8 protein-coding genes are annotated in these 12,650 nt (G+C 66.4%); 2 read left to right on the top strand and 6 right to left on the bottom strand.

Annotated features, from left to right (window positions below; genetic code table 11):
• Positions 1–5: 5 nt before the first annotated feature.
• The 6 genes from hutU to ada form a co-directional block, all read right to left on the bottom strand.
• Positions 6–1,709 (bottom strand): urocanate hydratase, encoded by a 1,704-nt coding sequence (gene hutU / locus GCN74_RS01505; RefSeq protein WP_152255008.1) that lies wholly within the window; start codon positions 1,707–1,709, stop codon positions 6–8.
• 118 nt (positions 1,710–1,827) lie between these two features.
• A complete protein-coding gene (locus GCN74_RS01500) occupies positions 1,828–3,501 on the bottom strand; it encodes an amidohydrolase (protein WP_152255007.1) in 1,674 nt (557 codons plus the stop codon).
• Between the two features lie 68 nt (positions 3,502–3,569).
• Positions 3,570–4,094: a GNAT family N-acetyltransferase gene (locus tag GCN74_RS01495; RefSeq protein WP_152255006.1), complete on the bottom strand. Its 525-nt coding sequence runs from the start codon at positions 4,092–4,094 to the stop codon at positions 3,570–3,572.
• 340 nt (positions 4,095–4,434) lie between these two features.
• Positions 4,435–6,111 (bottom strand): mechanosensitive ion channel family protein, encoded by a 1,677-nt coding sequence (locus GCN74_RS01490; protein ID WP_152255005.1) that lies wholly within the window; start codon positions 6,109–6,111, stop codon positions 4,435–4,437.
• Positions 6,112–6,180: 69 nt separating this feature from the next.
• On the bottom strand, positions 6,181–6,870 hold the full coding sequence (locus tag GCN74_RS01485) for a 2OG-Fe(II) oxygenase (protein WP_152255004.1): 690 nt from the start codon (positions 6,868–6,870) through the stop codon (positions 6,181–6,183).
• A complete protein-coding gene (gene ada / locus GCN74_RS01480) occupies positions 6,867–7,922 on the bottom strand; it encodes a bifunctional DNA-binding transcriptional regulator/O6-methylguanine-DNA methyltransferase Ada (RefSeq protein WP_152255003.1) in 1,056 nt (351 codons plus the stop codon). The genes GCN74_RS01485 and ada overlap by 4 nt, the downstream gene beginning before the upstream one ends.
• Positions 7,923–8,103: 181 nt before the next feature.
• Between ada and hutC the strand changes: the two genes are divergently transcribed.
• Positions 8,104–8,823: a histidine utilization repressor gene (gene hutC, locus GCN74_RS01475; RefSeq protein ID WP_152255002.1), complete on the top strand. Its 720-nt coding sequence runs from the start codon at positions 8,104–8,106 to the stop codon at positions 8,821–8,823.
• A 450-nt stretch (positions 8,824–9,273) separates the two neighbouring features.
• The gene (locus GCN74_RS01470; RefSeq protein ID WP_152255001.1) at positions 9,274–12,597 is read left to right on the top strand and encodes a PAS domain-containing hybrid sensor histidine kinase/response regulator; all 3,324 of its coding nucleotides are present in this window, start codon (positions 9,274–9,276) and stop codon (positions 12,595–12,597) included.
• The last annotated feature ends 53 nt before the right edge of the window (positions 12,598–12,650 follow it).

Below are 12,650 nucleotides of genomic sequence, written 5' to 3'. Positions count from 1 at the left end.
AGGTCTCAGGGAAGCATGGGAAGAATCAGGCCGTTGCGCTTGGCGCAGGCGGCCGCCGTTTCATAGCCGGCATCGGCATGGCGCATCACGCCGGAACCGCTGTCGTTGACCAGCACGCGCGCCAGGCGTTTTGCCGCCGCTTCGCTGCCGTCGGCCACGATGACCATGCCCGCATGCTGAGAATACCCCATTCCCACGCCGCCGCCATGGTGCAGCGAGACCCAGGTGGCGCCGCCGGCCGTATTGAGCATGGCGTTGAGCAAAGGCCAGTCGGACACGGCGTCCGTGCCGTCCTTCATGCTTTCCGTTTCGCGGTTCGGGCTGGCCACGGAACCCGTGTCCAGGTGGTCGCGGCCGATGACGATGGGCGCCTTCAGCTCTCCCGTGCGCACCATCTCGTTGAAGGCCAGGCCCGCGATGTGGCGCTCGCCCAGTCCCAGCCAGCAGATGCGCGCCGGCAGGCCCTGGAAGGCGATGCGCTCGCGCGCCATGTCCAGCCAGTGGTGTACCTGCTTGTGGTGCGGGAACAGCTCCTTGATCTTCGCATCCGTTTTATAGATGTCTTCCGGATCGCCCGACAAGGCCACCCAGCGGAACGGCCCCCGTCCTTCGCAGAACTGCGGGCGGATGTAGGCGGGCACGAAGCCGGGGAAGTCGAAGGCGTTCTGCACGCCCTGGTCGAACGCCACCTGGCGGATGTTGTTGCCGTAATCGACGGTATGCACGCCCATGGCGTGGAAATCGAGCATGGCCTGCACATGGGCGGCGCAGGAATCGGCAGCCGCCACCGTCAGGCGCGCGTGGCGCTGCGGGTCCTGCTGCGCCGCCTTCCAGTCCGACACGCTCCAGCCGCGCGGCAGATAGCCGTTGACCAGGTCGTGCGCGGAAGTCTGGTCCGTCACCAGGTCCGGCACCAGGCCGCCCGCCTTGGCGCGGCGCACCAGTTCCGGCAGCACTTCGGCCGCGTTGCCCAGCAAGCCGATGGAGATCGCTTCCTTGCGCTGCGTGTGGTATTTGACCAGTTCCAGGGCTTCATCCAGGCTGGCTGCCTGCTTGTCCAGGTAGCGCGTGCGCAGGCGGAAGTCGATGCTGCTTTGCTGGCATTCGATGTTGAGCGAGACGGCGCCCGCCATGGTGGCTGCCAGCGGCTGCGCGCCGCCCATGCCGCCCAGGCCCGCCGTCAAGATCCAGCGTCCGCCCCAGTCGCCGCCGAAATGCTGGCGGCCCGCTTCGGCGAAGGTTTCATACGTGCCCTGCACGATGCCCTGCGTGCCGATATAGATCCAGCTGCCGGCCGTCATCTGGCCGTACATGAACAGGCCTTGCCGATCGAGTTCGTTGAAGTGTTCCCAGTTCGCCCATTTCGGCACCAGGTTGGAATTGGCGATCAATACGCGCGGCGCGTCCGCGTGGGTCCGGAACACGCCCACCGGCTTGCCGGACTGGATCAGCAAGGTCTGGTCGTCTTCCAGTTCGCGCAAGGAGGCGAGAATCTGGTCGAAGCAGGCCCAGTTGCGGGCGGCGCGGCCGATGCCGCCGTAGACGACCAGGTGCTGCGGATTTTCCGCCACTTCCGGGTCCAGGTTGTTTTGCAACATGCGGTAGGCCGCCTCGGCCTGCCAACTCTTGCAAGCCATGGCCGTGCCGCGCGGGGCGCGGATGACACGGCTGGCATCAAAGCGTGGATCGTTGTCCATTGTGCTGTTCATGCTGTCTCCTCGTAGGGTGCGAGCGGGCGTATCTAGCCTAATACCTGGCCCGCTCTTGTACACCCAGCATAGGTTGTCTATACAACCAAGTCAACAGGTTTCTGCAAACGTAAACTGCCTATTTTTTCTCGAACACCTGCTTGCCCGCCACCCACGTCTGCAGCACCTGCGTATTGCCGATGGCCTTTGGTTCCACACTAAACAGGTCCTGGTCGACGACGATGAAATCGGCCCACTTGCCCGCTTCCAGGGTGCCGATGACCTTTTCCTGGTGCGCCGCCCAGGCCGCGTCCAGGGTGAAGCAGCGCAGCGCCTCGGTGACCGTCATGGCCTGCTGCGGATACCAGCCGCCAGCCGGGAAGCCTTCGCTGTTCTGCCGCGTGACGGCCGCGTGGATGCCCTCGAACGGGTTCGGCGACTCGATGGGGAAGTCGGAACCGCAGGCGATGCGCGAACCCTGCTGGAGGAAGGTGCGCCACGCATACGCGCCCTTGATGCGCTCATGGCCCACGCGCTGCTCCGCCATGTTCTGGTCGGAAGTGGCGTGCGTGGGCTGCATCGACGGCACGATGCCCAGGGTCTTGAAGCGGGGGATATCGGATAACTGCACCACCTGCGCGTGCTCCATGCGGTGGCGCAGGCCCACGCTGCGGTATTGCGCGGTCAAGGCTGCATAGCCGTCGAGGATCTGATGGTTGCCCGCGTCGCCGATGGCGTGCACGTTGACCTGGTAGCCGGCGCGCATGGCCTTTTCCATCTTCGCGCGCATGGCGGCGTCCGGGTAGAACAGCAGGCCGCGTGTAGTCGGATCGTCGCTGTACGGCGCCAGCAGGGCCGCGCCGCGGCTGCCCAGGGCGCCGTCGGACAGCAGTTTGACGGCGCGCAAGGCGTACATGTCGCGCGCATAGCTGTTCACGGGACCGTTATTCGACAGCGCGTCGAAGTCTTCCGTCGTGTCAAAAATCATGCCGTACACGCGCACCGTCAGCTTGCCGTGGTCCGCATAGTCGCGGAACAGGCTGTCCTGCATCTGGCCGATGCCCGCATCGTGCACGCTGGTCAGGCCCACCTGCGCCAGCTGCGCCAGCGCGCCATCGAGGGCGGCGCGGTTTTCCACGTCGCCCGGCTTGGGCAGCACGGCATCCATCAAGTCCATGGCGCTGTCGACCAGCACGCCGGTGGCGTTGCCGTCCGCGTCGCGGACTATCTTGCCGCCGGCCGGGTCGGGTGTGGCGCGCGTGATGCCGGCCAGCGCCAGCGCGCGGCTGTTGGCCCAGCCCGCGTGGCCGTCGACCCGGCGCAGCCACACGGGCCGCGCGCCTTCCGCCGCATCGAGTTCTGCTGCCGTGGGAAAGCGTCCCAGTTTCCAGATTTCCTGGTTCCAGCCATTGCCGATCACCCAGCTGCGCTGCGGATGCGCGCGTGCGAAGTCGCCCACGGCCTGCACGGCGGCCGGCAGCGACGCAGAACCGTACAGCATCACACCGCTGGCGATCGTGCCCAGGCCGAACACGTGGCCATGCGCGTCGATCAGGCCAGGCAGCACGGTTTTTCCCTGCACGTCGACGTGCAGGGCGCCCTTGGCCGCCTTGCGTTTCACCTGCGCGGCGCTGCCGACGGCGAGCAGCTTGCCCCCGTCGTCAAACGCCAGCGCCGTGAAGCGCACCACCTTGCCTTTGGCGTCGAGCGTGTAGCCGTTGGCATTCTCGATGACGATATCGGCACGGGCGTGGGGCAGGGCGAAGGCGCCCAGGCAGGCGAGCGTGAGCAGGGTGCGGCGCAGGGTCGGCATTTCCATCTCCAGGTCTTTTAAGTAAATGAGTGAAAAGACGAGTGTATAGAAATTGGCAAAATGGTCAATCAGGCAGCGCGGGGCGGTCGTACCATCAGCCAGTAATCGCAGCCCGTGACGGCTTCCGCATGACGCCCTGCCACCACGAAGCCCAGGCGGGCATAGAACGGCAGGCTGCGCTCGTTGTAGGTCTCCAGGAAGCACGCGGCGCCGGCCGCATCGACGGCCGCCAGGCCCGGCGCCAGCACGGACGCGCCCAGCCCCTGCCCTTGCGCGGCGGGAGCGATGCCGGCGATCGACAGATACCAGGCATCCTGCAAACCGTGCGGCGCCAGCGCGTGCTCCATGTTCGCGACGATGGCCGTGAAATGCGCGAAGCCGCGCTCCCCCAGCAAGTCGCGCAAGGCGGCTTCGCGCTGCGCGTAGGCGGCCTGGCGCAGGGCCGCCGGCGCATCCGTGGTCCAGATGGCGGCGCCATTGCCCGCGTCGTCAGCCAGGTCGATGCGCCCCGCCCCGCCTGCTCGCCCTCGGCCAGCGCCAGCGTGAAATAGGCTTCCAGCATGGCCAGCCGCGCCGCCGCGTCGTCGCCGCACGCCACCGTGACGGTGCGGTAGAACGGGTCGCCGGCCAGGGCGGCGGCCAGGCTGCGGGCGGTGCGGGAAGCTGCGGTGCGGGAGGGGCTGGACATGTTCTCTTTCTGTTCATGGAAACGCCCGGCATCTTAACGCAAGCGCGCAGGCCTTGCGCCCGGTCAGTACTCGCATCACGGCGCGGACCTATCCGATCCCACATCACGCTACTCGGCAGATTTTTTCCTGCTCACGGCGCCTTCCGGGGGATTTCACGTCGTTCCACTGACAAGCGGAAAAATGCCCGTGCCCCCGAAGAAGAGTCACGACAGGGCAGGCCTCCTCAAGAAACCGGTCACAGCACTCAAGACTTGGGAGGCGCCACTTGACTCGAGTCCTCCTCCCGCTTCGCCGGCGCCCTGAACCATTCTTCCGGCGGCACCACGTGCGACTCTTTCGGGTCATCGATGTAGTGCGGCGAGGTGATCTGCACGTCGAATTCGTTGAAGACGTCGATGATGTTCTGGTGCAAGCGGTTCAGCACTTCGGCGCGCTGGCGGGGGACTTCGGCGCTGGCGTAGGCCACCAGGCGGTATTGCACGTAGTAATCTTGCAGCGCCAGTTGCATCACGTACGGTTTTGGCGTGGTGGACAGTTCCGTCGTGCGCGACGCGGCCAGTTCCAGCATGGCGTGCACTTGCCGCCACGGCGTGGCGTAGCCGATGGTGACGGTGGCGTCGAGCACGAAGCCGCCGCCGGGCTGGGCGCGCGAATAGTTTTTCGTCGTCTGCGACATCACCCACGCGTTCGGCAAGGCCACCTCCTCGCCCAGGCCCGTGCGCAGGCGCGTCTCGAACATGCCCACGTCGGCCACCGTGCCTTCGCAATCGCCCACGCGCACATATTCGCCCTTGCGCAGGGCGCGCGTGTACATGAGGATCAGGCCGCTGGCGCCCTGCCCCACGATGCTCGACGCGCCGATCGACACCATCAGGCCCACCAGCACGGACAGGCCCTGGAAGGCAGCCGTGTGCGAACCGGGCAGATATGGATACGCCATGGCCAGCGCGAACAGCCAGATCACCACGCTGGCGATGCGGCGCGTGGGCAGGGCCGTGTCCTTGTCGAGCCAGCCGATCTGCAATTCGCCGCTTTCCACGCGCTTGAACAGCGAAGCGGCCGTGGCGGCGATCAGGCGCGCGATGGCGAAGATCACGCACACCAGCACCAGCCCCGGCAAGGCGCCGATGATGGCGTGGAAGACGTCGGCTGCCACGTCGAACAGGTAGCCGCTCAGGCTTTCACCCCACGAGCGCGTGTACGGCAAGCGGCCCAGCACGAAGGCAGCCCACAGGTAGGTGGCCATCAGGCGCAGGCCCCACAGCACGGCGCTGAGCAGTTGATACGCAAAGGCGATGTAGTGCTCGGCATCGAGCACGCGCACGTTTTTCAGGCGCACGTCGCGCAGGCGCGACGCCAGCAGGATGCCGCTGCGGCGCTTGGCCCAGCGGTAAAAGCGCGTCAGGCCCATCCACACCAGCCAGAAGACGAGGGTGGCGGCCGCGCACACGGCGGCCGCAATGGCCAGATAGCGCCAGCTGCCTTGCTCCTTGTAATCGAGCACGGCCTTGCTCAATTCCCCGGCCGCCGTTTTCGCCACGCTTTCCGTCGTGTCGCCGGCCAGCAAGTTGACGTCGCCGGGCACGACGACGAACAGCTGCACGCCATCGAGCAGCACCTGCGTGCCTTCGGGAATCATGCGCGTGCTCGCCTGCAAGGGCCCATTCCTGGCCAGTACGCCTTCCAGGCGGCGCTGCGCCCCCGCAGCCCGTTCTTCGGGCGGATAGCCGGCCAGCGCGGCGCGGAAGACGAAGACCTTGCGGTTGGCAAACATCAGCGGTGCCGTCCTGGCCGCCGCAGCCTGCGCCGGTGCCATGGCGGAGGCGGCCTCCGCGACGAGCGAGGCGGCGCCGTCGTCCGCATGGGCCGCGGGCAGCAGCAAGATCGTCAACAGGCAGAGCAGGCGGAGGAACGCGGACATGGCAGGAGTGGAAAGTGACTGGGAGTAGCCATCATGCCATGTAATCCTGGAAACTCAAGCGTCACACGCTCAGCTCGCATCGTGGAAAATGATGCCCAGCGTGTGGCGCAAGCCTGTGCGCAAGCGCGACACGCCGTGGCGCATGTTCACGCGGTAACTGCCGCGCGTGCCATTGACGGGACGCTGCGCCACGGGAAAGAGCACGGCGTCGCCCTGCGCCAGCGGCACGACTTCCACGCGCGACTGCATGCGCGGGCGCTGCTCCGTCAGCACGAACTCGCCGCCCGTGAAGTCATCCTGCGGGCGCGACAGCAGTACGGCCAGTTGCAGCGGAAACACGTGCTCGCCATACAGGTCCTGGTGCAGGCAGTTGTAATCGCCCTCGCGGTAGCGCAGCAGCAAGGGCGTGGGCCGGGTTTGCCCTGCCGCATGGCAGCGCGCGAGGAAATCGACGTGGCTGGACGGAAAACGCACGTCCAGTCCCATGGCCGCCTGCCAGCGGTTGGCGATGGCCGCCAGCGGGCCGTACAGCTGTTCGCGCAGGGCGGCCACGATGCCAGGCAAGGGATAGGCGAAATACTGGTACTCGCCCTGGCCAAAACCATGGCGCTGCATCACCACCCTGCTGCGGAAATGCGGGCCATCGTCATACCGGGCCGCCAGCGCGGCACAGGCGTCCGCGTCCAGCAAGCCCGGCACGACGGCGCAACCGTATTGATTCAGATCATCCTCGATCCGGCGCCAGTCCAGCGCCCTCACCGCTCGCCCTCGCGCTCGAGCAGGGCCTGCTTGCGTTCCACGCCCCAGCGGTAGCCGGACAGCGCGCCATCGTTGCGCACCACGCGGTGGCAGGGAATGGCGACGGCCAGCGCATTGGCCGCACAGGCGCCCGCCACGGCCCGCGCGCCTTTCGGGGCGCCGATGCGCCTGGCCAGCTCGGCATAGCTGACCGTGCTGCCGGCAGGAATCTCGCGCAGGGCTTGCCACACGCGCTGCTGGAACACGGTGCCGCGCACGTCGAGCGGCAAGTCCAGGCCCAGGCCCGGCGCCTCGACCAGGCCCACCACCTGCGCCACCGTCCGTTCGTACGCGGGCTCGGCACCGCGCAGCTCGGCGCGGGGAAAGCGGTCCTGCAAGTCGCGCAGCAGCACGTCCGGATCGTCGTCGATCAGAATCGCGCAGATGCCCTTGTCCGTGCTGGCCACGAGGATGGCGCCCAGCGAGCAGGCGCCGATGGCGAAGCGGATCACGGCGCCGCTGCCGCCGGCGCGAAACGCGCCCGGCGTCATGCCCAGCAAGCCGGGCGTGGCCGCATACAGGCGGCCGCTGGAATTGAAACCGGCCGCATATAAGGTTTCCGTGACGTTCGCCGCGCCCTGCAGGCCGGCCTTGAGGCGCTCGCCGCGCCGCGCCGCCGCATACGCTTTCGGCGTGATGCCCGTGTGCGCCTTGAAGACGCGGTGAAAATGAAAACGGCTCAGGCCCGCTGCCTGCGCCAGGCTGTCCAGGTCAGGCAGCTCGTCGCTGGCGTCGATCAGGCGGCAGATATCGGCCACGATGGCCGCCTGGCGCTGGGCCAGCGGCGGCAGGTTGGGCTTGCAGCGCAGGCAGGGACGAAAGCCGGCCGCCTCCGCCTGCTCGCAGCTGGCGTGGAAAGCCACGTTGCGGCGCAAGGCGGGACGCGCGGCGCAGGAAGGGCGGCAATACACGCCCGTCGTGCGCACCGAGTAGTAAAAGACGCCGTCGGCATCGGGCGCGCGCCGCTGCAGGGCATCCCAGCGTTCATCATCGGTCGAGTAAGAGTGTTTCATGGCCAACTCCATGCAAGTCAATAGTCAGTCACCAGCATAGCCAGTCGCCGCGCGCGCCGCACTCCGGCGCTTGCTTTTGAATTCGAAAAAAGGCTGGCGGCGGGCAGCGTGCTCGGTGCTAAAATCGGCCATCGCGCCTCCAGCCGGCGGCGCGCCCAGCCCGCGCCCCGGAGAAACCGCATTGGACGATCACAATACACAAGAAAATACGCCCATTTTCCAGCGCATCAAGGATTTTCTGCTGGTGGGCATCGCTGCCGGCCGCTGGAAGGAAGGCGACGTGATTCCGTCCGAACAAGCCTTGGTCAAGCAATTCGGCGTCTCGCGCATGACCGTCAACCGGGCCGTGCGCGAACTGACCAGCGAGCAGGTGCTGACGCGGCGCCAGGGTTCCGGCACCTATGTGGCACAGCAAAAATACCAGGCGACCTTGTTGGAAATCAAGAGTATCGCCGATGAAGTGCGGGCGCGCGGGCATATCCACCGCAGCAGCTTGCAATTGCTCGAACGCACCAAGGCGTCGGATTTGCTGGCCAAGCAATTCGGCTTGCCGCCGGAACACCCGCTGTTTCATTCGCTGATCGTGCATTTCGAAAACGGCGTGCCGATCCAGGTGGAAGACCGCTGGGTCAATCCCGAGTGCGCGCCCGACTACATGACGCAGGATTTTTCCAGCATCACGCCGAACGAATACCTGATGGCCGCCGCCCCCCTGCAGGGCGCCACCTACAGCATCGAAGCGCTGTCCGCGCCGCGCGACATCGCCGAAATGCTGGCCATCGACACGAAGCAGGCTTGCCTGGTGCTGCGCCGCCAGACGCGCTCGGGCGGCAGGATCGCCTCGATCGCCACCATGTGGCATCCCGGACACCGCTATCAGTTCGCCGGCAGCTTTAGCTGAGAACACCTGAAAAACCTGCTGCGCGCCGCGCTTTGCGGCCTGTGATGCTCACCGTGCTACAGCACGGTTGCGCTTCTCAGCCACAAATCGCTGCCGCTCGCTACGGTTTTATCAGGCGCCTTCCCATCTGGTGGTTCAGTAGCACGATTTCGCGCAAACTTTGTCACGGATTCTCACCAAACCGCGAAAAAAACAGCCATGGCGGGGCAAAAAAAACGCCGTTTTGGCCGTTTCTGAACTTAACTACTCCGAGTAAATATTCGATGCTATAGTTGCCGCCAGAAAGCGCCGCAGGCGTTTATATGAGCGCGTCTCATGCACTGCCAGCACAGTCCAATCACGCCCCAGAAAGGGATGCATTTGTCGTATTGCAGCCACACGAGTTTCAGCGCACCACGCCCACGGCGCCCTGCGCTGCGCCGGCTCGCTCGTACGATGCTGGCGGCCGGCATGGCGCTGTCGCTGCCGGCCCAGGCGGCGGTCCACGGCATGGCGCCAGCACTGCTGTGGCCGTATGCTGCCGCCAGCGCCACCGCCCTGGCGGGACTGGCTTGCTGGCAAGCCTGGCGCCTGCGGCAACAGTTGCACCGCCTGCTGCTGCCCGCGCATGCGCTGGCCGAACAGGATGCGGGGCAAGCCTTGCGGGGCGCCTCGCTGGCTGGCTGGACCTGGCGGCGCCAGTCCGACCGGCTGCTGTTCGCACCCCAGTACCAGGACGTGCTGGGCGACAAGAGCGCCAAGCTCGACCAGACATTGAGCGACTGGCTGGCCGAAGTGCACCGTGACGACCGCGCGCGCCTGAGTCTGGCATTTCGCCAGCATCTGGACGGCCAGGCGTCCGGCACCTTCAACTGCGAATTCCGCTTGCGCCACAGCGACGGCCACTGGCGCTGGCTGCTGGCGCGCGGCGCCGTGCTGGCGCGCGCCTCGAATGGCGCCGCCACGCAGGCCAGCGGCATCGTCTGCGATATCAGCGAACGCAAGCAGGACGAGCAAGCGCGCATGCGCTCGATGCTGGAAGCGGCGCCGGAAGCCATGCTGATCGCCGATGTCGAGGGCAAGGTGCATTACGCCAATCAGATCGGCGCGCGCTGCTTCGGCTATCCGCTGGCCGAACTGACGGGCATGTCGCTGGAACAATTGGTGCCGGAAAGCACGGCCAGCCAATCCGTGGGCGACCCGCAAGCGCGGCACAGCCTGCCGGGCCGGGTGATGATGGCGCGCCGCCGCGACGGCACGCATTTCCCCGCCAAGGTCAGCCTGTCGCCGCTGCGCATGGCAGGCCAGGTGTTTTCCATCGTCTCGCTGCGCGACATGACGCAGCGGCAGCGCGCCGAGGAAGCGCTGCACGCCAGTTCGGAACGCTACCGCCTGATCGTGCAGACGGCGGCCGAAGGCATCTGGATGACGGATGCGGATGGCAAGACCACCTTCGTCAACCCGAAGATGGCGCACATGCTCGGTTACACGGTGCAGGAAATGCTGGGCCGCCCCCTGCTCGACTTCATGGACCGCGACAGCCAGCTGCTGATGCAGCGCCGCCTGGCCAGTCACGGCAGCTTCGCCAGCCAGCCGGACCAGGTCGACTTCCGCTTCTTCCGCAAGGACTTGTCCAGCCTGTGGGGCTTGCTGTCGAGCACCAGCATCCAGTCGGACAACGGCGAGCCGGGCGGCACCCTGGCGATGATCACCGATATCACCGAGCGGCGCCAGGCGTCGATCGCGCTGTCCAACTCCAGCCAGCGCATGGCCTCCGTCTTCGGCGCCGTGACGAATGGCCTGGTGGTACAGGACAGCCACGGCCACATATTGGAAAGCAACGCCGCCGCCGAACGCATGCTGGCGGCCAGTCCGGCCGGCAACAGCCTGTGGCAAGCCATCCGCGAAGACGGCTCCGCCTTCGACCAGCGCAGCCATCCCGTGCACATCACCCTGTCCACGGGCGAAGCCATGCGCGACGTGCTGATGGGCGTGAAGCAGCCCGACGGCAGCCTGTCGTGGCTGTCCGTCAATACGGAAGCCATCCGCGATGAATACGGCAAGGTGGGCATGGTGGTGGCCAGCCTGACGGACATCACGTATCACAAGCGCAGCGAGAGCGCCTTGCGCGAGCTCAACGAACACTTGGAAGAGCGGGTGGCGCAGCGTACGGAGCAGCTCGACCAGGCCAAGCAGGTGGCCGAAGAAGCCAGCCTGGCAAAGGGACAATTCCTGGCCAACATGAGCCATGAAATCCGCACGCCGATGAATGGCGTGATCGGCATGGCCTACCTGGCCCTCAAGACGGAACTGGAACCGCGCCAGCGCGATTACCTGGAAAAGATCCGCTTTGCCGGCGAGCACCTGCTGGGCATCATCGACGACATCCTCGACATCTCGAAAATCGAGGCGGGCAAGCTGGAGATCGAGCGCGTCAACTTCAGTTTCGACCATGTGGTGCAAACCCTGACGACGGTGGTGGCGCCGCGCGCCGCCGGCAAGAACCTGGAACTGCTGTTCGAAATCGACCCGCAATTGCCGGCCGTGCTGGTGGGCGACCCGCTGCGGCTGGGCCAGGTACTGATCAACTACGCCAATAACGCCATCAAGTTCAGCGAACAGGGCAGCATTACCGTGAAAGTGCGCAGGGTGGTGGCCGATGCGAAACACTGCCTGGTGCGCTTTGAAGTGTGCGACCACGGCATCGGCCTGTCGCAGGACGAGATGAGCAAGCTGTTCCAGTCCTTCCAGCAAGCCGACACTTCCACCACGCGCGAGTATGGCGGCACGGGCCTGGGCCTGGCCATCTGCAAGCAGCTGGCGCAGCTGATGGGCGGCGACGTGGGCGTCGACAGCCGTCCCGGCGCCGGCAGCACCTTCTGGTTCACGGCCAACCTGGGCATTTCCGACCAGGCGGCGCCGGCCATGCTCGACAGCATGGTGCAGACGGCGGCCGCCATGCGCGCCAGCGCCGACGCGGCCCTGGTCATGCGCACGCTCAAGCATGCGCGCATCCTGCTGGTGGAAGACAACACGTTCAACCAGCAGGTGGCGCTGGAATTGCTGGAAGAAGCGGGCGCCTCCGTCTGCCTGGCCAACAATGGCGAGGAAGCGCTCGACCTGCTGCGCCAGACGCAGTTCGACTGCGTGCTGATGGACGTGCAGATGCCGCTGATGGATGGCTTGCAGGCGACGCGCCACATCCGCGCCGACCCGCAGCTGGCGCACCTGCGCGTGCTGGCCATGACGGCCACGGCCACCAGCGAAGACCGCGTGCGCTGCCTGGACGCGGGCATGGACGATTTCATTTCCAAGCCCATCCAGCCGGCCATGATGTACCAGACCATCGCCAGCTGGCTGCCGGCGCGCGAGACGCCGCCGCCGCCCGCCCGCAGCCGCGCCGCGCCCGCCTTCAAGACCACCCTGGCCGGCGACCCGCAGGTGATCGACCTGTCCATCCTGGCCAAGCTGCTGGGCTACAACCCGGAAAAGGTGCGCAAATTCGCCTTCAAGTTCCTGCAGACCACGCAGGATGGCTTCGGCGACATCGATGCGGCCCTGGCGCGCGGCGACGTGCACCAGGTGCGCGAACTGGGACACCGCATCAAGTCGTCGGCGCGCACGGTGGGCGCGCTGGGGCTGGCCGAGCTGTGCCACAACCTGGAAACCCTGGCGCCGGGCGAACCGGCCGACGAGGCCGAGCGGGCGCGGCACATCGTGGCGCGCCTGTGGCCCCTGCTGGAACAGATTACCGAACAAATCATGAACAACACCAGCTTTGCCAATGACGATTAGCTACCGCCAATTGGGTTGCGGCAAGGTATCGGCATCGACAGCGATGCAGCATA

The sequence above is a fragment of the Janthinobacterium sp. FT14W genome (assembly GCF_009208755.1).
Taxonomy (GTDB): Bacteria; Pseudomonadota; Gammaproteobacteria; order Burkholderiales; family Burkholderiaceae_D; genus Janthinobacterium; species Janthinobacterium violaceinigrum.
This window is presented reverse-complemented; position numbering and strand designations above follow the sequence as displayed.